17 protein-coding genes, 1 tRNA gene and 2 pseudogenes are annotated in these 21,173 nt (G+C 71.2%); 8 read left to right on the forward strand and 12 right to left on the reverse strand.

Annotated elements, in window-relative coordinates; translation table 11 throughout:
• Positions 1-109: 109 nt before the first annotated feature.
• From OTB16_RS33975 to OTB16_RS33985, 3 genes are all read right to left on the reverse strand, one after another.
• Positions 110-2,701 carry a bifunctional FO biosynthesis protein CofGH gene (locus OTB16_RS33975; protein WP_267726062.1) on the reverse strand — a complete coding sequence of 864 codons (2,592 nt, stop codon included), beginning with the start codon at positions 2,699-2,701 and terminating at the stop codon, positions 110-112.
• A 40-nt stretch (positions 2,702-2,741) separates the two neighbouring features.
• Positions 2,742-3,524 (reverse strand): SDR family oxidoreductase, encoded by a 783-nt coding sequence (locus OTB16_RS33980; protein WP_267726063.1) that lies wholly within the window; start codon positions 3,522-3,524, stop codon positions 2,742-2,744.
• Positions 3,525-3,654: 130 nt separating this feature from the next.
• Positions 3,655-4,443, reverse strand: a complete 789-nt coding sequence (locus OTB16_RS33985; protein WP_267726065.1) for a hypothetical protein — start codon at positions 4,441-4,443, stop codon at positions 3,655-3,657.
• A gap of 246 nt (positions 4,444-4,689) precedes the next feature.
• Between OTB16_RS33985 and OTB16_RS33990 the strand changes: the two genes are divergently transcribed.
• Entirely contained in the window at positions 4,690-5,625 is a 936-nt protein-coding gene (locus tag OTB16_RS33990) for a hypothetical protein (protein WP_267726066.1), read from the forward strand.
• A gap of 267 nt (positions 5,626-5,892) precedes the next feature.
• On the opposite strand, the gene OTB16_RS33995 is transcribed toward OTB16_RS33990, so the two are convergent.
• The 3 genes and pseudogenes from OTB16_RS33995 to OTB16_RS34005 form a co-directional block, all read right to left on the reverse strand.
• Positions 5,893-6,102 carry a DUF397 domain-containing protein gene (locus OTB16_RS33995; RefSeq protein ID WP_267726067.1) on the reverse strand — a complete coding sequence of 70 codons (210 nt, stop codon included), beginning with the start codon at positions 6,100-6,102 and terminating at the stop codon, positions 5,893-5,895.
• A 204-nt stretch (positions 6,103-6,306) separates the two neighbouring features.
• Positions 6,307-7,191 (reverse strand): helix-turn-helix domain-containing protein, encoded by an 885-nt coding sequence (locus tag OTB16_RS34000; RefSeq protein WP_267726111.1) that lies wholly within the window; start codon positions 7,189-7,191, stop codon positions 6,307-6,309.
• 102 nt (positions 7,192-7,293) lie between these two features.
• A pseudogene (locus OTB16_RS34005) lies at positions 7,294-8,022 on the reverse strand (GOLPH3/VPS74 family protein); the annotation flags it as partial.
• Positions 8,023-8,208: 186 nt separating this feature from the next.
• On the opposite strand from OTB16_RS34005, the gene OTB16_RS34010 reads away from it, so the two are divergent.
• From OTB16_RS34010 to OTB16_RS34025, 4 genes are all read left to right on the forward strand, one after another.
• Positions 8,209-10,728 (forward strand): D-alanyl-D-alanine carboxypeptidase, encoded by a 2,520-nt coding sequence (locus tag OTB16_RS34010; RefSeq protein WP_267726068.1) that lies wholly within the window; start codon positions 8,209-8,211, stop codon positions 10,726-10,728.
• Positions 10,729-10,840: 112 nt separating this feature from the next.
• Positions 10,841-12,772 (forward strand): MFS transporter, encoded by a 1,932-nt coding sequence (locus tag OTB16_RS34015; protein ID WP_420717852.1) that lies wholly within the window; start codon positions 10,841-10,843, stop codon positions 12,770-12,772.
• A gap of 200 nt (positions 12,773-12,972) precedes the next feature.
• Positions 12,973-13,176: a hypothetical protein gene (locus OTB16_RS34020; RefSeq protein ID WP_267726069.1), complete on the forward strand. Its 204-nt coding sequence runs from the start codon at positions 12,973-12,975 to the stop codon at positions 13,174-13,176.
• Between the two features lie 231 nt (positions 13,177-13,407).
• Positions 13,408-13,803, forward strand: coding sequence for a DUF6188 family protein (locus OTB16_RS34025; protein ID WP_267726070.1), 396 nt, complete (start codon positions 13,408-13,410; stop codon positions 13,801-13,803).
• 100 nt (positions 13,804-13,903) lie between these two features.
• On the opposite strand, the gene OTB16_RS34030 is transcribed toward OTB16_RS34025, so the two are convergent.
• The 5 genes from OTB16_RS34030 to OTB16_RS34050 form a co-directional block, all read right to left on the reverse strand.
• Positions 13,904-13,976 (reverse strand) — tRNA-Arg (locus OTB16_RS34030).
• A 403-nt stretch (positions 13,977-14,379) separates the two neighbouring features.
• Positions 14,380-15,855: a hypothetical protein gene (locus tag OTB16_RS34035; RefSeq protein WP_267726071.1), complete on the reverse strand. Its 1,476-nt coding sequence runs from the start codon at positions 15,853-15,855 to the stop codon at positions 14,380-14,382.
• Positions 15,848-16,786 (reverse strand): hypothetical protein, encoded by a 939-nt coding sequence (locus tag OTB16_RS34040; protein ID WP_052031094.1) that lies wholly within the window; start codon positions 16,784-16,786, stop codon positions 15,848-15,850. The genes OTB16_RS34035 and OTB16_RS34040 overlap by 8 nt, the downstream gene beginning before the upstream one ends.
• A gap of 225 nt (positions 16,787-17,011) precedes the next feature.
• Complete coding sequence (locus OTB16_RS34045; RefSeq protein WP_267726075.1) at positions 17,012-17,671, reverse strand: hypothetical protein; 660 nt, start codon at positions 17,669-17,671, stop codon at positions 17,012-17,014.
• Between the two features lie 261 nt (positions 17,672-17,932).
• Complete coding sequence (locus OTB16_RS34050; RefSeq protein ID WP_252309401.1) at positions 17,933-18,394, reverse strand: hypothetical protein; 462 nt, start codon at positions 18,392-18,394, stop codon at positions 17,933-17,935.
• A 533-nt stretch (positions 18,395-18,927) separates the two neighbouring features.
• Between OTB16_RS34050 and OTB16_RS34055 the strand changes: the two genes are divergently transcribed.
• Together OTB16_RS34055 and OTB16_RS34060 are read left to right on the forward strand one after the other, a co-directional pair.
• A complete protein-coding gene (locus OTB16_RS34055; protein ID WP_267726079.1) occupies positions 18,928-19,251 on the forward strand; it encodes a helix-turn-helix domain-containing protein in 324 nt (107 codons plus the stop codon).
• A gap of 103 nt (positions 19,252-19,354) precedes the next feature.
• Positions 19,355-19,750: an NUDIX hydrolase gene (locus tag OTB16_RS34060; protein WP_267726081.1), complete on the forward strand. Its 396-nt coding sequence runs from the start codon at positions 19,355-19,357 to the stop codon at positions 19,748-19,750.
• Here OTB16_RS34060 and OTB16_RS34065 read toward each other — a convergent pair.
• Positions 19,728-20,726, reverse strand: a pseudogene (locus OTB16_RS34065) (MFS transporter); the annotation flags it as partial. The gene OTB16_RS34060 and the pseudogene OTB16_RS34065 overlap by 23 nt on opposite strands.
• Between OTB16_RS34065 and OTB16_RS34070 the strand changes: the two are divergent.
• Positions 20,718-21,167 carry an aminotransferase class I/II-fold pyridoxal phosphate-dependent enzyme gene (locus OTB16_RS34070; protein ID WP_267726083.1) on the forward strand — a complete coding sequence of 150 codons (450 nt, stop codon included), beginning with the start codon at positions 20,718-20,720 and terminating at the stop codon, positions 21,165-21,167. The pseudogene OTB16_RS34065 and the gene OTB16_RS34070 sit on opposite strands and share 9 nt — an antisense overlap.
• Positions 21,168-21,173: the final 6 nt, after the last annotated feature.

The raw sequence follows: 21,173 nt of genomic DNA on the forward strand, positions 1-21,173 counted from the left end.
GGGGGGGGGCGGGGGCGGCCCGTGCGGGCCCGCCCCGGCGGGGGGCCCGGGGCGCCCCCCGGGGGCGGGCCCCCCCCCCCCCCCCCCCGCGGGAGGGGCGCCGCGACCGTCAGTCCAGTACGGGCAGCAGGGCCGGCAGGTGGCCGTCCGAGTCGCGTGCCGCGTCCTGCCGTTCCTGCGGGACCTCGCCGTACAGGGTCGTACGGGCCTTCGCCGGCCGCCCGGCCGCCTCCGCGACGGCGATCAGGTCCTTGACCGACTTGTACGAGCCCCAACCCGAACCCGCCATGCGGGAGATGGTCTCCTCCATCAGGGTCCCGCCGAGGTCGTTCGCCCCGGACCGGAGCATCTCGGCCGCGCCCTCCGAGCCCAGCTTCACCCAGCTCGTCTGGATGTTGGTGATGTGCGGGTGGAGCAGGATCCGGGCCATCGCCGTCACCGCCCGGTTGTCCCGCACCGTCGGGCCGGGGCGCGCGATCCCCGCCAGGTACACGGGCGCGTTGGTGTGGATGAACGGGAGCGTCACGAACTCCGTGAAGCCCTCGACGCCCTTCGCCAGCGCGTCCTGCTGGACGCGCGCCAGCGTGCGGAAGTGGCCGAGCCAGTGCCGCGGCTGGTCGACGTGGCCGTACATCATCGTCGACGAGGAGCGGATGCCCAGCTCGTGCGCCGTGCTGATCACGTCTATCCAGTCCGCCGTCGGCAGCTTGCCCTTGGTCAGGACCCAGCGCACCTCGTCGTCCAGGATCTCCGCCGCCGTGCCCGGGATGGAGTCCAGCCCGGCCTCCTTGGCGGCCGTCAGCCAGTCCCGTACGGACATCCCCGTGCGCGTGGCGCCGTTGACGACCTCCATCGGCGAGAACGCGTGCACGTGCATGCCCGGGACCCGCTCCTTCACCGCCCGCGCGATGTCGAAGTACGCCGTCCCCGGCAGGTCGGGGTGGATGCCGCCCTGCATGCACACCTCGACCGCACCCACGTCCCACGCCTGGGCGGCGCGGTCCGCGACCTGGTCCAGGGAGAGCGTGTACGCGTCGGCGTCGGTGCGGCGCTGGGCGAAGGCGCAGAAGCGGCAGCCGGTGTAGCAGACGTTCGTGAAGTTGATGTTCCGTGTGACGATGTAGGTGACCTCGTCGCCGACGACCGACTTGCGCAGGTCGTCCGCGATCCGGCACAGCGCGTCCAGCGCCGGCCCGTCCGCGTGCAGCAGGGCGAGCGCCTGCCCGTCGGTCAGCTTCGTCGGGTCGTCGGCGGCCTGCGCCAGCGCCGCCCGTACGTCCGTGTCGATGCGCTCCGGGACCATGCCGGGCGCCGCCGCCTCGCGCAGGGCCTCCCAGTCGCCGTAGACGTGGTCGAAGTCGTCGCGCCGGTCGCCGGTGCGGCCCTCGGTGTCGATGGTGGCGTGCAGGTCGGTGCGTCCGTACGCGGCGAAGCCCTCGTCGGGCTCCTGCCACGGCCGGCCCTCGACCTTCGCGGACTCGTCCGCGAGACCCGTCGCCGGATCGGCCAGTGCCCGTACGTGCGGCAGCAGCCGGGGGTCCAGCCACGGTTCGCCGCGCTGGAGGAACTCCGGGTAGATGGTGAGGCGCTCGCGCAGCTCGAAGCCGGCGGCGGCGGTGCGGGCGGCCAGCTCCTCGATGTGCGGCCAGGGGCGCTCGGGGTTGACGTGGTCGGGGGTCAGCGGCGAGACCCCGCCCCAGTCGTCGATGCCGGCGCCGATGAGGAGGGCGTACTCCTCGTCCACCAGGTTCGGCGGGGCCTGGATGCGGGCGCTCGGGCCCAGGATGTGGCGGGCGACGGCGATGGCGGCGGCCAGCTCCTCCAGCTCCGCGTCCGGCATTCCGCGCATGGCGGTGTCCGGCTTGGCGCGGAAGTTCTGGACGATGACCTCCTGGACGCCGTGATAGCTGCGCTGGACGCGGCGCAACTCGAAGAAGGCGTCGGCGCGTTCCTCGTAGGTTTCCCCGATCCCGATGAGGACGCCCGTGGTGAAGGGGACGTTCGAACGGCCGGCGTCCTCCAGGACGCGCAGCCGCACGGCCGGGTCCTTGTCGGGCGAGCCGTGGTGCGGGCCGCCGGGTTCGGACCACAGGCGGGTGGCGGTGGTCTCCAGCATCATGCCCATGGAGGGGGCGACGGGCTTGAGGCGCTGGAGGTCGGACCAGGTCATGACCCCGGGGTTGAGGTGGGGGAGCAGTCCGGTCTCCTCCAGCACCCGGATGGCCATGGCCCGTACGTAGGCCAGGGTGTCGTCGTAGCCGTGCGCGTCGAGCCATTCGCGGGCCTCGGGCCAGCGGTCCTCGGGGCGGTCGCCGAGGGTGAAGAGGGCCTCCTTGCAGCCCATCGCCGCACCCTCGCGGGCGATGTCGAGGACCTCGTCGGGGGACAGGTACATTCCGTGCCCGGCCCGGCGGAGCTTGCCCGGGACGGTGACGAAGGTGCAGTAGTGGCATTTGTCGCGGCAGAGCCGGGTCAGGGGGATGAAGACCTTGCGCGAATACGTGATGACGCCCGGGCGGCCGGCGGCGGCCAGCCCGGAGTCCCTTACCCGCGCGGCGGACGCGGAGAGGTCCTTGAGGGCGTCCCCGCGGGCCTGGAGGAGTACGGCCGCCTCGGTCGCGTCGAGCGCGACGCCGTCGCGGGCCCGCCGGAGCGCGCGGCGCATCGCGTTTTCGGTCGGAGCGTCACTCGGAGTGGTCATACGGTGAGCATACGATCCGGTGGTACATGCACGGGATGGCTCATCGCATCAGCTCACCGGCGTTGACCAGCAAGGACTGGCCGGTTATCGCCCGTGCCCGGTCGGAGGCGAGGAACACGGCGGCGTCGGCGACGTCCCCGTCGGTGGCGAGGTCCGGCAGCGCCATCCGCTCGGTGAGCCGGGCGTGCACCTCGGCCTCGGGAACGTTCTCGGTATGGGCGGTGAAGGTGACGAAGGCCTGGACCGGGGGGCCCCACATCCAGCCGGGGAGCACGGTGTTGACGCGGATGCGGTGGGGGCCCAGCTCGCGGGCCATGGAGTACATGGCCGAGGTCAGAGCCCCTTTGGAGGCGGCGTACGCGGCCTGCTGGACCTCGTTGGGGGCGGCCACGGCGGACTGCGTACCGATGATCACGACGGAGCCGCCGCCGGACTTGAGGGCGGGCAGGCAGGCCCGCGTCATGCGGAGGGTGCCGAGCAGGTTCACGTCCAGGATCTGCTGCCAGGTGCCGAAGTCGGCGTCCTGGAGGCCCCCGAAGGTGGAGTCCCAGGCGGCGACGTGCACCACGGCGTCCACGCCTCCGAAGCGCTCCCGCGCGAGCGCGGCGAGGGCCTCGCACTGGGCCTCGTCGGTGATGTCGGTCGGCAGGTACGCGGTGCGCGCGCCGTCGGGGTCGATCTCGGCGGCGGACTTGGCGAGGTTGGCCTCGGTGCGCGCCCCGAGCACGGCGTTGCCCCCGTCCCGGACGACGGCGGCGGCCACCTGGTGCCCGAGCCCGGCTCCGACGCCGGAGACGATGACGGTCTTCCCTCGCAGCAGCATGACGGCCCTCCAGGCGACGCATTGATCTGACGGGGCGTCAGGCTACGGCGCCCGGCAGGGCTTGTGAAGGGGCGGGGCGGTCCGGCCGGGGGGCCTTCCCGTGCGGCGTCCGGGCGGTCCGCGGTGCGCGTCAGGCGGCGCCCTGGGCCTGCTGGAGGAGCATCACCTGGAGTGCGATCACGTAGGGCGGGAAGGCGCGGTTCTCGTTGCGGCCCGCGCTTTGGACGAAGGTCGCGACGCAGTTCCCCGTACGGACCACCGTGTACCGGGTCACGTGCGGGCCGTCCTCGGTCGGGGCCGTGATCTGGAACTGGACCGCCTCGTCGCCCACGACCGGGGTGGCGGCGACGTCCACCGTGCCCTGGTAGAGCCGGCCCGGGCTCCGCTGCTCGTACGCCCGGCAGGTGGCCAGGCCGTCGCGGACCTGCGCGAACGCGGCACGGGCATCGGCGTCGTCGTACGAGGCGAGGACGGAGTGGGAGCCGTAGGCGTCGTCCTTCCAGTTGAAGGTCTGCTCGACGACGGCCGGCGGCCGGTCCGGCTGGTGCCGGGCGTTGGCGGCGTCGAGCAGGCGCGCGCAGGCCGGATCGGACGGCGGCTCGATCCCCGTGTCGGCCTTCCGGGGTTTGCGGACGGCCGCCGGGTTGGTGCCGTACGAGTCCCGGAGGTAGGCCTCCGGCACCACGGCCGACAGCAGCCGCGCGGGGGACAGCCGGCGGCCGGCCCCCGCCGGGGTGGCCGAGCCGGGCGCGGGGGCCGCGGCGGCCGAGGCCCCCGCGGGAGCCGAGGCCGCGGACGGGGGCGCGGTCGCGTCCGGCGCCGGGAGCCCGGGCCGCGCCGTGCAGCCGACGGCGGTCAGGGCGGCGGCCGCCGCGAGGGCGAGCAGGCCGGTGGTCCGTCGGGTGCGGCGCGTGCGCATGGAGCTGTCCCCAGGTGATGTGGTGGGTGCGATCAGGGGGAAGCTACCGGCTGCCACCCGCCCCCACCAGGGGGTTCCCGCCCACTGGGCACCGCCGCACGGTCCCCCGCCGGCCTCCGGGGGCCGGGCCCCGGAGGAAGCCCGGGAAGGGCCGTGCGTCGCCCGCGCCCGCCCCCGCATCCCGCTCCGGCGCCGAAACGGGCCCGCACTCTCGCGATCTGACGTGGCATCAGCTAGACCGGTCCCATGACGACAGGAGAGCAGGACCCCCAGCGGCAGGACCTCCAGCGGCAGGACCTCCAGGCGCAGGACGTCCCGCGGCGGGATGCCCAGCCACAGGACGCCCCGCCACAGGACGCCCGCGCCGACGACTACGCCGCGCTGGCGGCCGTCGGCCCCTACGGAGTCCGCCCGGGCCACGCGCTGATCACCATGGTGGAGCCGCACCCGGGACACGAGTTCGCGTACAACCGCTGGTACGAGGACGACCACTACTACGCCGGCGCCATGGCCATGCCCTGGATGTACGCGGGCCGCCGCTGGGTGGCCACCCGGGAGCTCCAGGAGATGCGCTACCCCGCGAAGTCGGCCGTGGCCCAGCCGGTCACCGCCGGGTGCTACATCTCGACGTACTGGGTCACCGAGGGCCGCTACGACGAGCACATGAAGTGGACCGTCGGCATCAACAAGCGCCTCAACCGGGACGGCCGGGTCTACCAGGACCGGACGCACGTGTTCACGGCCTTCCAGGACCACGAGGCGACCGTCTACCGCGACGGGGCCGCCGGACCGCGGGACTTCCACGCCCTCGACCACCCGTACGCCGGGCTCGTCGTCCAGGTCGTCGACGCCGACGGCCCCGAGCAGCGGGCGGAACTGCTGGAGTGGCTGCGCACGCGGGCCCTGCCGAAGCGGCTGCACGGCTCGCCCGCCGCGATGGTGACGGTCTTCCGGCCGACGCCGCTGCCGGGCGACCGGATGACGTACGTCAAGCAGGTCGAGGGGGTCGACACCCGCCTCACGCTGCTCTGGTTCCTGGAGGAGGACCCCCGGACCTGCTGGGACCGCTTCCAGGGGCTGGACGCGGAGGTCGCGGGGGCGGGGCTGGGGCGGGTGGAGCTGGTCGCGCCGTTCGTCCCGACGGTGCCGGGGACCGACCGGTACGTCGACCAGCTCCGCTAGGGGGGCTCCCCCGGGACCCCGCCGGTCAGCGGCTGGGGGCGGGTCGGGGGCTCGGGCCGTCTGGGGGCCGCGGCGGGCGTGCCGTACGCGGACATGGCCGAGCCCCCTCGGCCAGGACGGCGGGCCGGTCGAGAGGGCTCCAGACGGTGGTGCGGGTAGTGCGGGTGGTGCGTGTGCTGCGGGGTGGTGCTTGTAGTGCGGGTGGTGCGGGTGGTGCGTGTGGTGCTGGCCGTACTGAGGGGACGGTGGGGACAGGAGCCGTAACGTTCAGGCGAGGCGCCCGAAGCCGCCCTCGGTGACGTCCGTGACGAACGAGGTCCACGAGCCGGGCGCGAAGGTGAGGGACGGACCGTCCTGCACCTTCGAGTCGCGGACCGCGACGGCCTCCGTGACGGGGGACTTGACCTCGACGCAGGCGCCGTTGGCGGAATAGGAGGACTTGGTCCAGTTGTGCGTGGCGCCCTGGCGAATAGCCATGTTTCTCTCCGGTTCAGCGAGTAGTTCCCGTGTCGTGTCGACCACTTTTCCGGCCGACCTGATCGACGCTACCGGCAGCTCCTGAGAGGTGGACGGGCCATTCACCCGACCGAGTGGCATATTCCAGTCAGGCCTTCTGTGGCCGGGCAGCGACGGTGTACCGTACCGGCCCCTCCCTTGCCACGCACTCCGATTCATGCGGGTCTATTCGCCCTTGCCCGCATATTGGTTGATGATGCCGGAGATGAACTCCCGTGTCTGGTCCACGTTGAGGGCCTGGGCGCGCAAGTGCTCGTACATCACGCTGTACTTCTGCACGTCGTTGGCCTTCTCCAGGTACAGGTCGCTCGTCACGCCCTCGATGTAGACCACGGTCGAGTCGGACGCGTCCGGGAACTCCAGGATCGCGTACTGGCCGTTCACGCCGGGGTGCGCGCCCAGCGAGAACGGCATCACCTGCACGGTGACGTGCGGCTGGTCCGACTGCTCTATCAGGAACTCCAGCTGCCGGACCATCAGCTGGGCGTTGCCCACCTGCCGTCGCAGCGCGGCCTCGTCGATGACGGCCCACAGCCGCAGCGGCCCGAGTTCCGGGTTGTTGTTCTCGGTCTCGGAGAGCCGCTTCTGCCGGTGCATCCGGACCTGGACGCGCTTGTCCACGTCGGCGGGAGCCGTCTCCGGCCAGGCGCCGCGGACGAGTGCCTGGGCGTACTCGGTGGTCTGGAGCAGCCCCGGGATCACGAGCGGCTCGTACGTGCGCAGGCTGGCGGCATCCGTCTCCAGGCCGATGTAGACGCTGTACGGGATGTCGCCGAAGGCGTGCCACCAGCCCTGCTGCCGGGAGTCCTTGGCCATCTGCATGAGCGAGTCCACGAGCCGGCGGTCCTCCACCTCGTACACGTCGCAGAGGTCGCGGACGTCGCGCTGGCTGATGGAACGGCGGCCGTTCTCCAGCCGGCTGATCTTCGACTGGGAGACGAGCAGGCGCTCGGCGACCTGCTCGGCCGTCATGGCCTTGTCCTCGCGGAGCTTGCGCAACTCCATGCCCAGTCGGCGGCGTCGGACGGTGGGATTGACATTGGACGCCACGTGAACGGCACCTCCGCCTTCTTCTGTTGCTGTCTCTCTGCGTGTCTGATGTTGAGCAGACTGCCACCGAAGCGTGCGCTGCCGCTGGGGAACGGCCGGGAAAACAGACGCGCGGGCCATGGCACCGGTCCGGCGTGGCTGGAGCGGCACACTGCTCGCCGTGGCGCGAACCGGCGGTGCCGGAGCGCGGTCACGGCGCGGCTGTGCTGCCACACCGTTCTGGACGTCCATCACGGCATGCGCCACGAGTCCGCCCATGGGGTCGTGCCGGATCAGGTCCCGAAGCCGGGATCTGGACGACCGCCCCTCGTTGCCGGGGTACAGGTGCTTGCCGAGTCCGACCGCGTGGGCCAGTGCGGCAAGCGCCGCGGTCCGCGGGTCCGGCGGTACGCCGGTGCGGATCGCACTGTCGAGCCGGGCACGGATCTCCCGGCTGATCGTCGTGTCCGTCGCCTGGTAGCGAGTCGTCGGCAGCACCCCGCACATCTGTCCCGCGACGGCATGGACCATGCCGCAACGCTCCAGGTGAGCGAGGTAAATCTGGCGGAGCCCCAGCCGGGGTCCGCCAATCCAGTGGACAGCCCGAACCGGACTGCCGCGCCTGCGCAACAGTTCCAGTGCGGAGTCCAGAGTCGGATCTCCTGTCGGCCGTGGCATCACCACGGCGATACGATCCCCGTCAGGGGCTATCCGTCCTGCCAGAGCCAGCTCCACTAGCTGTGCCCCGGCCAGGCCGAGGTCGAGCGACTGCGGCTGCGCCGTGGTACCCGTGGCCGGGTCCAAGGCGAGCAGCAGAAGCTCCTCCGGAATTGTTCTGCGGCTCCTGCCCATCCATGCCTCCCCGCGTGGATGAGTGACAGGGTGACGCCTCTCACATTCATCTGTCGAGAGCGCCTGACCGCTTTGCGGGGGAACTCGCAACTATGTCGTTCTCGTCTAGCGCGGGGGCGATGCCCCCAGACGGGACACTGTTAGACATTCGGACAGCCGGACGTAGCGGCGATCGAGGAGGAACTGGTGGCGGGCGAGTCCCCCGACAAGTCGGTAGATGCAGGAGTGCCGGGGGCGGCGGAGTCCTCCGAGGAGCGTGATCCGAGGCTGTCGGTGTTCCGGCCGAGGGAGCCCGAGGACGCCTCGGGCGGCGCCGGTGACACCACCGCGGAGCGCGACCCGCTGCGCGAGGCCGTGGCGGCGTGGGTCGCCACCGCCGAGGATCCCGCTCGCTCCGACGGGCCGCCGAAGGCGGATTCGGCCACGGCGGAGGCGGCGCCCGGTGCCGCAGGTTCCGGTTCCGAATCCGGTTCCGGATCCGGACCCGCTGCCGAAGCGGAAGCGGAAGCCGGGTCCGATGCCGGTGCCGGTTCCTCCGAAGCCGAAGCCGAAGCCGAAGCCGAAGCCGAAGCCGAAGCCGAAGCCGAGTCTGGCTCCGGTGCGGGGCCGGATGCGGGTGCGGACGCGGCCGACGGCGGGTCCGGTGAAGGTGCGTCGGTCCGGCGCGTCGCCGAGGCGCCGAAGCCGTCCTCCGGGGCGGCGGCGGACGCCGAGCCCGCAGCCGAGCCCGACTCCGCGCCGCGGTCCCAGGCCGATGCCAAGTCCGAGCCCAAGTCCGTGGCTGAGCCTGTGTCCGAGCCGGACTCCGAGGCTGGGTCCGGCGCCGGGGCCGGATCCGGTGCCGCTGCTGCGGACAGTGAGCGCACTGCTGTGTTCCGTGCGGTGAAGCCGCCTGTTGGTGAGGGTTCCGGTTCTGCCGGTGAGCGGGGCGGTGAGGGGTCGCGCGTCGACTTCTTCCGGCGGCCTCAGCCGGTGGCCGGCCGGGACGGGGCCGAGGGTGGTCCGGGTGCGGCGAAGCCGTCCCCGGCGGAGTCCGGTGGGGACTCCGAGCGCACCGCTGTGTTCCGTGCAGTGGCTCCGCCCGCGACGCCCGCGTCGGCCAAGCCCGCCGTCACACCCCCCGTCAAGGATTCCGCTTCGGCCGACCGCCCGGGCGGCGGCGCGTCCGGAGCCGATTCGGCCGTCGCGGACAGTGAGCGCACCGCCGTGTTCCGCGCGGTCAAGCCCCCGGTCGCGCCGGCCCGGGACACCGCTGCCGCCGACCGGGCCGCGCCGCCGAAGGCCAGTACCTTCGTACCGCTGCGCACGGACGGGGCGCCGGCTCCGGCCGTGACCCCGAAGCCCGCGCCGAAGCCCACGCCGAAGCCCACGCCCGCGTACGAGTCGTCCGAGCGGACCACGCAGCAGCCGCTGCCGCCCAAGCCGCCGCTCGACATGCTCGCGGACCTCACCAACAACCCGCCCCCGCCGCCGAGCCCGCTGCGCACGGCGGTGCGGCGGGTCAAGATCTACGCGCCCGTCGTCGTGCTCCTGGCGATCGTCGTCTCGGTCGCGCAGCTGGTGCGCCCGCTGCCCGAGCCGACGCTCGTGATGACCGCGAAGTCCTCGTACACCTTCGAGGGCGCCAAGCCCCAGCTGCCCTGGCCGAGCGAGGGACAGGCGTACATGGCGGCCGCCGGCCTCGGCACGCTCGGCCAGTCCGGCGAGCAGAAGCCGGTGCCGATCGCGAGCGTCACCAAGTCGATGACGGCGTACATCATCCTGCGCGACCACCCCATCGCGAAGGGTGAGAAGGGCGCCGTGATCGACGTCGACAAGACGGCCGAGTCCGAGGGCAAGAAGAACAACTCCACGGACAACGAGTCCACCCTCGACACGGTCAAGGAGGGTGACAAGCTCACCGAGTACGACGCGATCGCCGCCCTCATGATCCCGTCGGCCAACAACATCGCCCGGCTGCTGGCGCGCTGGGACTCCGGTTCCCAGGAGGCGTTCGTCAAGAAGATGAACGACACCGCCAAGGACCTCGGGATGAAGAACACCACGTACACGGACCCCTCGGGCCTGGACGCGACCACGGTCAGCACCGCCGAGGACCAGGTCAAGCTGGGTCTGAAGCTGGTGGAGATCGAGACGCTGCTGGAGATCACCAAGAAGCCCAGCTGGCAGGACCCCTCGGGCAAGGTCTGGCGGAACTGGAACGGCCTGGTGCCGTTCAACGAGTCGCTCGGCATCAAGACCGGTACGACGACCAAGGCCGGCGGCAACCTCCTCTTCGCCGCCTACAAGGACGTCGGCAAGACGAGGCAGCTGATCGTCGGCGCCGTCCTCGGCCAGCACAAGCCGCCGATCATCGACAGCGTGCTCGCCGCGAGCAAGCAGCTGATGACCGCCACCCAGAAGTCCCTGAACGGGGCGCCCGTCGTGAAGAAGGGCGACGTCGTCGGGTACGTGGACGACGGGCTCGGCGGCAGTACGCCGGTCGTCGCCACCGCCGACGTCCAGGCCGTCGGCTGGGGCGCGCTGACCGTCGACATCGAGCTGGCGCAGGGCGAAGGCAGCAAGATCCCGCAGACGGCGAAGGCCGGCACCGAGATCGGCGTGCTGACGGTCGGCGAGGGCGCGAGCCAGGTGAAGGTGCCGGTGGCGCTGAAGAGCGACCTCGCCGCGCCGGGCATCGGCAGCAAGCTGACGCGCGTCGGCTGACGGCGGCGGCGAGCACGCGGACGGCGCCCCGGGCAACCCCGGGGTGCCGGGGCGCGTCTTGGGATCCAGGACGTGCGTACGGGCAGAGGACTGATGTGTGGGGGAGTGGGCAGTGACCACCGCTGAGCAGCAGGGACGGCGTCCGGCCGCCGCTGCGCCGGTGCCCGGCGGCGGCTCCGGGACGCCCGCGGACCCCGCCGCCGCGGAGCCCGCGGCCGCGCACCCCGCCGCGGACTCCGCCGCCCCGCCGGGGCCGGGCGGCCCGGCGGAGCCCGGCGGGCCGGGCCGGCGCGGCCTCGACTGGGCGCGCCGTCACCCGGTGGCGGTCGCCGCCGTCCTCGCCGGAGTGCTGCACGTCCTGTGGTTCTTCAGCTTCGCCAACAGCGGCGGCGACCTCGCCGCGCAGGACGCGTGGGCCGAGTTCGTCGGGCGCCACCCCGACTCGGCGTACAACCTCGCCTGGTACGGCGGCATGCACCCGGTCTCGTACAGCGTGGTCTCGCCGTACCTCATGCACGTGCTCGGCGTGCGCACCACGATGATGATCGCCGGTACGGTCTCGGCCGGGCTGCTCGCGCTGATACTGACCCGCTGCCGCGGTTCCGTGCGGGAGCCGTTGTGGCCCGCGCTCGCCGGGGTGTACGGGCTGCTCTGCAACGCGCTGTCCGGCCGGGTCACCTTCGGCCTCGGCGCGATGTTCGCGCTCGCCGCGGTCGCCGCCGTGTTCTGCTGGCCCCGCAAGTGGTCGCGGCGCCGCTGGGCGAAGGCCGCCGTGGCGGCCCCGCTGGCGGGGCTGGCCACCGCCTCCAGCCCGGTCGCCGGGCTGTTCCTGGGGGTGGTGGCGGCCGCGCTGTTCCTGACCCGGCGGCGCCCGGGCGCGTACGCGCTGGGGCTGGCGCCGGTGGCCGTGGTCGGGCTGTCGGCGTGGCTGTTCCCGTTCTCCGGGACGCAGCCGATGCGGCTGGGCTCGGCCTGGCTGCCGTTCGTGTTCGCGGTGGCCGTGTGCGTGCTCGTGCCGAGGCGCTGGAAGACGGTGCGCGTCGCGGCCGCCGTGTACGCGTTGGGCACCTTCCTGACCTGGGCGGTCGACTCCCAGGTCGGTTCCAACGTCACCCGCATGATCATGCTGTTCGGTGGCGCCGTGCTGCTCGCGGCCCTCCCGTCCTACGTGCCGCGCTCGCGGCGCTGGTACGCGGTGCTGCTGGCCTTCGCCGGGCTGACCGTCTGGATCACCACCAACAGCGTCACGGACATCATCCGCACCACCCCGCTGGCCGCCTGGAACCGGGAGCTGGCCCCGCTCGTCGACCGGCTGGAGAAGGCGGGCGCCGACCGCGGCCGGGTCGAGGTGGTCCCGGCGAGCAGCCACCGCGAGTCGTCGGCGTTCCCCTCGTACGTGAACCTCGCGCGCGGCTGGAACCGGCAGGCCGACCTGGAGCGCAACCCGCTCTTCTACGACGGCACCCTCACCGACGTGACCTACCGGGAGTGGCTGGACCGCTGGGCCGTGCACTACGTGGTGCTGCCCGCCGACCGGCCCGACGAGGGCGGCAGGGACGAGGCGCGGCTGGTGCGCGCGGGCCTTCCGTACCTCCAGCAGGTGTGGGGCGACGCGAACTGGCAGCTGTTCAAGGTCCACGCGCCGACCGACCTGGTGTCCGGTCCGGCGGGGGTGGTGCGGGCGGGCGCCGACCAGCTCGTCGTGAACGTACGGCAGGCGGGGCGGGTGCTGGTGCGCGTCCCGCACTCGCCGTGGCTGGGGCTGGTGGGCGGGGACGGCAAGGCCGTGATGCCGCCGCAGGAGACCTTCGCCTCGAAGGCGCGGGGTGGCGGTACGGGACTGGCGAAGGAGTACGCGAACACCGCCGGGTGCCTGTTCAAGGCGGCTCCGGACGCCTCGGGCGACGTGTGGACGGAGCTGCTGGCACCGGGGCCGGGGGAGTACCGGGTGACGGCCAAGTACCAGCTGCCCCGGGGCACGCCGTGCCCGGACGAGCTCGTACAGAAGGCCCTGGGACACCCGGCCCCGCCGCGCGGGCCGTGATTCCGGCGGGCGGGACCTGATTCCGGCCGGGGGGACCTGATTCCGGCGGGCGGGACCTGATTTCGGCGGGCCGGGGCGGAGCCATGGGCGGCACGCCTTGATCCGGAATTCTTTGCTTCCGGCCCGGGTGCGTCGGCCGCTATATGTGCATACGATCCCAGTAGTCCGATTGGGTACTTCCCGAGGGAGTTGACGACGGGATGAGCAAAGAGCAGATGCAGGACGTCCAGGCCGCCATGGCGAAGGCGCAGGAGCAGCTCCAGGTGCCGCGGGCGCAGGGCCACGGCTTCGAGGGCCCGCTGCGGAGCAAGGTCAAGGGCGGAGCGCACACGAAGGCGGCCCTGAAGCGGGCCGGCACTCCGCAGGGTGACCGCATCGGCGAGCGCAGCCGGGGACTGAGCTGACGCCGCCCCCGTAGCCGGCCCGTCCCCGCGACGGCGTGACGGCGTGGCCCTCCCGGATCCGGCCCGGGAGGGCTTTCGTACGCCGTGACGCCATCCACCCCACCCGCAGACCGACCAGCTGACCCCGCCCCGGCGACTCCCGCTCCCGGGGGGGAGGTGCGCGGCGCCGACACGACACCGGCTACTGTCCACCGGTCGGGGCACCCGACGTACCGAGCCGCTGGAGGTGTGGTGAAGGTCCCCGCAGAACTCGTCGGTTCCGGCGTCACACGCACCGCCTTCGACTACCAGGTCCGGATCGGTTTCACGGCCTACGGACCCGACGGCCGGATCCGCCTCGACGGCGAACTCGTCATCGAGAGCCCGATCACCGTCACCGGTACCTCCGGTACCCGAACCGTCCTCACACCGGGAACGGGAACGGCGCTGGCACCGCTCCTCGGCCTGTTCACCAGGACCGTCACCCAAGCCGAGGTCACCGGGCTCGGCACCCTGCACCTCGGCTTCGACGACGGCACCCGGCTCCGCGTCGACCCGGATCCCGACTACGAGTCCTGGAGCCTCACCGGCTCGGGATTCGAACCCGTCATGGTCGGCCCGGACGGCGAAACCGGCTGGCAGCACTGACCACTCCACCGCGTCACTCCGGGGACCTGGACATGACGAGGCCCCCCCGTTCGAAGGAACGGGGGGGCCTCGTCCATGCTCTGACCTGCTATCCGGTCAGTGCCCTCGGCAGGATTCGAACCTGCGACACCGGCTTTAGGAGAGCCGTGCTCTATCCCCTGAGCTACGAAGGCGACGGGGGCTTGTCGGAAACGTTGCCGGAAACCCCAGAGGGATCGCGCGAGCTGCTTCGACAAACATGCTGGTCAGATTGACGTGAGTACACCCAGGTGGAGATGTCCTCGCGGACACTTTCCCGGACACACGCTTGGGAGCCGTCTGACCGCTGACAGCCTAGCGGATCGTGCTGGGAGTGGTCGCATGGATTGTCGTGGGAGCGGGCCTGAGGCGAAGGCATCGTCGTGACCTGGGGTTTCTGAGCGTCTGGGGTGGTGGGTGGGGAGGCCGGGGGTGCTGCACGGGTGTGGGCAGGCTGCTGGAGCGTCCGTTCTGTTCCGCTTGCCATGGATGGGGCCTTTTTAACGGAGCGACGGCCGCGCCTTGGGGTGGGCGCGGCCGTCGTGGGGTCGAGGAGTGTCAGGCGATGCGGAGGACCTGTTGGGCGTTGATGCGGGCCTGGAGGTGGATCTGGTGGCTGGTGGCGTTCTGGGAGAGGGCGAAGCCGAGGACGAAGATCTTCTGGCGATCCACGCCGTAGGCAATCATGCGGCGATTCCAGAGGCTCTGGTCGAATTGGCTGTGTACGGACTCGGAGTCGGCGCGGTAGGGGTAGAGGAGCTGGTGGGTGAGGCTGGCCTCGGGGATCTGCTGAAGGTATTCGGCTCGGTGGAAGCCGCGTTCGCTGTCGCTCTTGATGCGCTTGCCGGTGTCGACGCAGCGCAGGGTCCGGTCGGCAGGGGTGGTGGTGATGCCGACGGGGACGCGGTAGTCGTGGTCGCCGTGGCGGCAGGGGATCTTGAGGACGTGGTACCAGCGGCTCTTGGCGGCTCCCGCACGGTGCTCGAGCTTGGTGATGGGGAGGGGTTCGAGGATGCGGGTGCCGTCGTCGATGCGGATGCTCTCGGCGATGCGGCCTTGGTCGCACCAGAGCTCGTGACCGCTTCGGCAGGGGCTGATGCGTTCGTAGAAGACGGGGGCGACGGATCCGTGCTGCTTGTTGATGGCCAATAGGCCGGCCCGGGCGAGGGCGTCGCGGTGGACACCGCGGAAGGCTCCGTCGTAGACGACGCCCATGCAGTGGGGCAGTGCGTCCTTCAGCACGCGGAACTGGCGTACGGCGATGGCTGCTTCGTCTTCGTACTCGCCGCCGGCGACGTGGGCGAAGCTGAGGATGACGCGGGTCCAGTAGCCGGTGTCGCGGCCGGAGGCGAAGAACCACTTGGTGCCGCGTACCCGCCGCTTCTCCTTCTCTCCGTTCTCGTAGTAGATGCGGGCGGCCGGGTCGACGCGGTGGTTTCGGATCAGGCCGGTGTCCTCGTCCGCGATCTCCACGGCGCGCGCTTTGGAGGGTGCCTTGGGGACGGTGGCGTCGCCGACGAGGAGCTGTCGGCGTTCGGGTCGGCTCCATACCTTGGGCGTGTCCGAGGGGAACAGCCCTTGGCTCAGGGCTTGCTGGGCGGCATACCTGCGGAACGCTTCCTCGAGTGCGTCAGCGGCCGGTACGAGGAGGTTGTTCAGGGCGTCCTGGTACTGCCCGCGGGAAGGTGCGGTGAGGGGCAGGGCTGCCGCTGCCCTGCGGCCCAGGTGGCGGCGGATGCTCGCCCGTACGCTGCGCCAGTCCTGGGGAGAGGCGAGGAGTCCTGTGGTGGAACGCTTGGACTTCGTCACCGGGGTGAGGGCGGCCATGATCAGGTAGACGATGCCCGGGTACTCGCGGGGGCAGCCGACGACGTTCGGCGGGGGTAGGAGTTCCGCCATCTCGTAGAGGAGCGGGTAGTCGAGGCAGTCGCGGACGCGCTCCGCGATGCTGCGCTGGTCCTGGTCGGTGAGCTGGCGTTTGCGGTTCGGGCGTTCGGGGTGGGGCTTGGGGGTTCCGAAGACGTCGTCAGGCACGGGCCGGGCCCCCGTCGGTGTAGGCGGGGTCGGTCTGCCAGTCGTAGCCGACGATGGAGGCGGCCCTGTCCAGGGATCGGAGCCCGAGCCTTCGAGCGGATTCCTCGATGCGGCCGGTCACTTCGAAGGTCTCGACGGCGGCACGGGTGGTGACGGAAGCCGGGGTGACGTCGGGTTCCCCGTCAAGGCCGATCCTGCGCAGCAGATCGCGGAGCGCGACACACGTGCGCGATTGCAGGGCCGGATCGGGTGCCGGGGTACAGGACACCGCGAGGCGCGCGGTGGTCTTGTCCGGGTGCTGAGCGAGGACGTGGCGGGCTCGATCGGCCAGTACGTGGCGGCTCCAGGCGTCCAGCCGGCACCAGCGGGGGTCGTATTTGCGCGCTCCGTGCATCCAGACGCGGCTGTGCGGCAGGTCGAGGTCGGCCACGACGCTGTGCCCGATCTCGCCGCTGTGCCCGCCGGCCAGGGCGAGGGCGGCCGCGGCTGCGTGCCGGGTCGGCCGGGCCGCGTATGCGGCGTGGTGGCGCAGCAGTACGGCCTCGTCTTCGGTGAGAGGGCGGGAACCTTCGTAGGTGCGGGCGGGCAGGACGATGTTGCGTGTCGGATCCTGGTCGCTCAGGCCGAGCTCGTGCAGGGTGCGGAAGGCGGTTCGCAAGACGCTTCGGCGGACTCGGCGGGTAGCCACCGCCGAGTCCGAGACGTGGCCGTGGCGGCTCCGGCCCTTGGCGTTCACGAAGTCCTCGGCGATGCCATCGGTGACGTCCGAGATGAGCAGTACGCCTCGCGCAGTGGCGTTCCGTCCGAACCTCTTGATGAGGAGACCGAACTTGTCGAAGGTCTGCTCGGACATCTCGTCGAGGGCGGTCATCTCCCGCCATGCGTCGATGACGAGGTCGATGGCATGGATGAGAGACAGGTCGCTTCCCATGATGACGGTCCTCCGGAGGGTCGGGGAGAGCAGTTCGACCCCTCCCCCGACCCTCTGACTGGGAAGATTCGAATGATTCATTATGTTCCGTACTTGCACCATTACGGTGGGCATGTGTGATCTCCGCTGCAACCCGGCGTGGGCGAATGGATGAGGACGCGCCGAAGAGACCCCGGGCAGGACGGCCCGGGGCGTCGCTCGGTGCGGCGGGGCGAGCCGGCCTGGCTAGGCGCGGGCCGCCGGCCCTCGGAGCGAGCTCACGAGGGTCCCGTAAGCCCGCATGGCCGCTACGAAGGTGTCGTCGGGTAGCGCCATGGTCTCTTCGGCGGAGCTGAGGAACAGGCCTGATGCCGGAGCGGCGGGGGGCGGGGGTGTGGGGATGGAGCCCGGGAGGCGGACCAGTCCGTCCTTGGCGACGTGGACGATCAGGGCGTAGTCGAGCCAGTCCACCAGATAGAGCCCGCGTTCGGGCGCCGCTGCGGGCAGCCCTTGGCCGAGCTCTTCGGCGAGCGTGGTCCTCTGCCGCGGCCCTTGTCGCAGGAGGCGCTTGGCGGCCTTGGTGAACCAGGCGGACTGCCAGTGGTCATGCAGGAAGAGGCGAGCGCGGGCGGAGTCCTCCGCCCGGAGCCGCGTCAACTGAAAGCCGGCATCGGTGACCGAAAGGGCTCCGTGGTGCGTCTCCAGCAGGCCGGCTTGACGAAGAAAGCCCTGCGAGGAGGAGATGTTGGAGGCGCTGAGCCCCACCTTGGTGGCGATCTCTGAGACCGGGATGGCCAGGCGGTCGTCGCCGCCCAGTTCGGCGACGGCGTCGACCACCTTCAGCTGCCGCAGGGTGGCCATTCCGCCGGTGGGCATGATGATGCGGACTTTGTCTGCGGCACTCATCGAACACCCCCGTGGGGGTACTGGAGCGCCTGACTGCTGCTGGCCTGTAGGGGCCAGTGGTGCATGAATGCGTCAGATAACATGGCGTGGGCCCTCATTTATGATCAAGTGCTGAATGCACAAAATTCCCGAGGGCCGGGTGGGCCGCTACTCCATGGCCTAGCCTGGAGGCGGCGCGTGGGCCCTCAGCTGACGTGTCACGGCGTCGCCAGGGTCTTCCCACCCGGGCGGCGCCTTTTTCTGTTTGGAAGATGGCGATCTCTACGTGCGCGGCTCCTTGCTGACCAGTCGGTAGAGTCCGCGGCCGACAATGAGGACCTTCCCCTTGGCCCGCATGTGGCTGGCGCAGTTGGTGATCTGCCGAGGTGTCGCGTCCGGACGCTCCAGCTGGGCATGGGCGACGATCTTGGAGGTCGGTGTATCCAGGCCGTCCGCGAGCGCTTCGAGGACCAGCTCTGTGAGGGACTTCTGCTCCGTGTCGACGCCGGAGGCCGGCCGCCCCGCCGCCTGATGTGGCACACCGGAGTCGCGGGCGTCGGAGCCGGAGCTCTGCGGGTCCGCGGGATTCGGGCGTTCACCTGGATCCGTCGGTGGATGTGAGGGCTGCTTCGCCCCCAAGAACTCCTCGGCCTGGCGAACCGTGTCGCTCACGGCCGACAGTCGTACGTCGGCCGCCAGGAGGGATCGCTCCGCTTCTTCGAAGCGACGTTGGAGGTCGGCCATCTCTTGTCGCACCTCGGCCAACACGCCAGTCGCGATGACCCATTTGGCGTGTTCCCCGGCCTGGATCTCGCGAAGGTGTTCAACGAGAGGGTGCGCGGACCCCGCTCCTGTTGTGGTCATGCTCCGCTCCCCTCGGATGATCCACCCACAAGCTAGCGAGCCTTCGCCCGCTCCGCAGGCAAATGCATAGATGCGAGCGTGCAGATTCTCTGGGGGTGGGTGCAACTCCGCTGTAAGTGAGTCGTGTTGGAGGCCATGTCTCTTATGACTTGCATGATGTCTCCGGTCTCGGTGCATCTGAGAACGCTTGCCGGAGTGGCGCATCGGGCGCGCGTAGTAGCCGAGTGGCGCGTGAGGGACCGGGTGGTGTCGTCGCCCGCCACCACGGAGCGCTGCCGAAACCCTGGAATGTGCCGCACGGACGGCTCATGGACCCTTACGCTGTTCCGTACTTGCAACACGCAAGAGGTCTCCGTTGCGGGATCCGAGACAAGGGAAGGGTCGGCCCCATGGGTACGTGGGATGATCTCGGCATGCCCCGGAGCAGCAACGACAAGCAGCCGCGCGACTACGTCGTGGACGGCGCTTGGCCCAATGCCGCTCTCGCTCCTGATGCTCCGGTCAGTGCCTACTACGGCCAGTCCCTCTCCCGGAACCTCGCGCGGGCCATGTCCTCCACCGGACATACGCTGCGCAGCCTCGCGGTAGCTACCGGCCTGACCCATTCGACGATCAGCAGGGTGCTCAACGGCAGGGTCATGCCGGACTCGGGCACGCTCGCCCGCTTGGAAGCGTCCTTCGGTTTCCAGATCTGGCCCGGGCCGGCGGCGCTGCCGCCCGCGCCGCCCGAGTCCTGAGATCGCCGACTACCCACCCGTTCGGTCCGCCCGGAGTGCGTCGCGCTCCCGACGGGCCATTCTTTTTCTTGTGGGTATGTATGCACCAGAGGTGCGGCGGCGTGTGGTGTATCTCGTGTGCTTCGACGACCTTCACCGGATGGGCCTTGTCCAGTACTCGCCGGGGCTCATGAGCCTCCCCATGGGCGCGTGTGCCCCGGGTGAGTCGTACAGAGCGGCTGCATGCCGACTCGCTGCCGGCTTGGCTTTCCGGTTCGGCGGCACGGTGGCCCGGCTGGATGGCGTGTCGCCCGGTGACGGCGCACATCGGAAGGCACGTCTGTTCACGATGCACGTCGAAGGCGACCCCGGGCCATCACAGTTGTGGCTTCCGTGGCGCCAGGCGCTCGGGGAAGTGGCGCACCTCGGAATCCCGGAGTTCGAGCCGTTCCTGGAGGGCTACCTCGAAGGCTGGATCCCGGACGGCTGGATCACGCTCACCTCGGATCGGCGGAACTGACCGGGTGGGGCTTCCTCGCCGCTGATGCCACGGCGAGCACCGTCGCGAGCAACGAAGTGGCGACGAGGGCTGCGAAGAGCGGGGAGTGCCCGCCGAACTGCGTGGCGAAGGCGGCTCCGGCCCAGGGAGCGAGGGCTGCGGCGATGTGGGTGGGTGCGCCGAGAAGCCCTGAGAGGCGGCCGTAGTGCGTGGTGCCCCAGCGGTCGGTGACCGCGGTGGCCTGTAGGAGCGTGAGGTTGCCGCGGACGACTCCGGCGAGGATCGCGAGGGCGATCAGGAGCGGCATGGGGCCTGGGGTGAAGGCCAGTGATGCCGCGGTCGCACCGCCGAGGGCGATCAGGGTGGCGGTGCGGGCCGTGACCGAGGTGCGGGTCGCGAGGGCCGAGTAGAGGGTGCGGCCGAGGGTCTGGCCTGCCCCGCCGAGCCCCAGAGCCCAGGCGGCTTGCGAGGCTGTGGCTCCTCGTTCGGTGAGGAGCGGGATGAGGCCCATCACGACGGCGTACATGGCGAAGCCCGAGAGGGTGAAGGCCACGGCCAGCAGGATGAAGGGGCGGCTGCGGGGTATGGGTGTGGTGCCGTCAGTGGTGGGAGCTTGCGGTGGGGCGGCCGGCCAGGGGGCGCGCAGGGCCAGGGCGTGGGCGGGGATCGTGACGGCGGCGAGGGTCGCCGCGAGGACGGCGTACGTGGCGCGCCAGCTCAGGTGCTCCGCGATGACTGCCGTGAGCGGTGCGAAGACGGTGGAGGCGAGGCCGCCGGCGAGGGTGACGATGGTCAGGGCGCGGATGCGGTCCGGGCCCCACCAGCGGGTGAGGGCGGCGAAGGCGGGCGGGTAGAAGGTGGCGGCCATGGTCAAGCCTGCGAGCACCCAACCCAGTGTGAAGACGGCCAGGTTGGGGGCGGTCGCGATCACGAGGAGTGCGAGGGTGCCGAGGACGGAGCCCGCGGTCATCACCGTGCGCGGCCCTCGGTGGCCCAGGCCATCACGGCGATCCAGAGCCACACCGCCTCCGCGCCCTCCTCCATCTCCCAGAAGGCAGCCCTCGGCGCCCTGACCGCCGACCTCACCACCGAGCTGGAACGCCGGCGACTGGAACTGGACGACCGCCGCCTGACCACCATCAAGGCGCTCGTGGACATCCCGGGCATCGACGTCGACGGCGACCCGACCGGCGCGTTCTTCCTCCTCGCCGACATCTCGGGCACCTACGGCCGCACCCTGGCGGGCCAGACCATCACCTCGGCCGAGGTCTTCGCGGAACTCCTCCTCGCGGAGGCCAACGTCGCGGTCGTCCCAGGCGCCGACTTCGCGGCCCCCAACCACGTCCGTATCTCCTACACGGTCCCGCCGGCCCGCCTGGCGGAGGCACTGACCCGAGTCGCGGACTTCGTTGCGCGACTCGGAAGAGATGTCGGGTAGGCCCGA

The sequence above is a fragment of the Streptomyces antarcticus genome (genome assembly GCF_026627255.1).
GTDB lineage: Bacteria > Actinomycetota > Actinomycetes > Streptomycetales > Streptomycetaceae > Streptomyces > Streptomyces antarcticus.

What these genes read in the sequence shown, in the direction of transcription:
- OTB16_RS33975 (WP_267726062.1), bottom strand. Translation starts at nt 2,701, where the DNA reads ATGACCACTCCGAGTGACGCTCCGACCGAAAACGCGATGCGCCGCGCG.
- OTB16_RS34040 (WP_052031094.1), bottom strand. Translation starts at nt 16,786, where the DNA reads ATGGGAAGCGACCTGTCTCTCATCCATGCCATCGACCTCGTCATCGAC.
- OTB16_RS34045 (WP_267726075.1), bottom strand. Translation starts at nt 17,671, where the DNA reads ATGAGTGCCGCAGACAAAGTCCGCATCATCATGCCCACCGGCGGAATG.
- OTB16_RS33985 (WP_267726065.1), bottom strand. Translation starts at nt 4,443, where the DNA reads ATGCGCACGCGCCGCACCCGACGGACCACCGGCCTGCTCGCCCTCGCG.
- OTB16_RS34055 (WP_267726079.1), top strand. Translation starts at nt 18,928, where the DNA reads ATGCCCCGGAGCAGCAACGACAAGCAGCCGCGCGACTACGTCGTGGAC.
- OTB16_RS33990 (WP_267726066.1), top strand. Translation starts at nt 4,690, where the DNA reads ATGACGACAGGAGAGCAGGACCCCCAGCGGCAGGACCTCCAGCGGCAG.
- OTB16_RS33980 (WP_267726063.1), bottom strand. Translation starts at nt 3,524, where the DNA reads ATGCTGCTGCGAGGGAAGACCGTCATCGTCTCCGGCGTCGGAGCCGGG.
- OTB16_RS34020 (WP_267726069.1), top strand. Translation starts at nt 12,973, where the DNA reads ATGAGCAAAGAGCAGATGCAGGACGTCCAGGCCGCCATGGCGAAGGCG.
- OTB16_RS33995 (WP_267726067.1), bottom strand. Translation starts at nt 6,102, where the DNA reads ATGGCTATTCGCCAGGGCGCCACGCACAACTGGACCAAGTCCTCCTAT.
- OTB16_RS34050 (WP_252309401.1), bottom strand. Translation starts at nt 18,394, where the DNA reads ATGGCCGACCTCCAACGTCGCTTCGAAGAAGCGGAGCGATCCCTCCTG.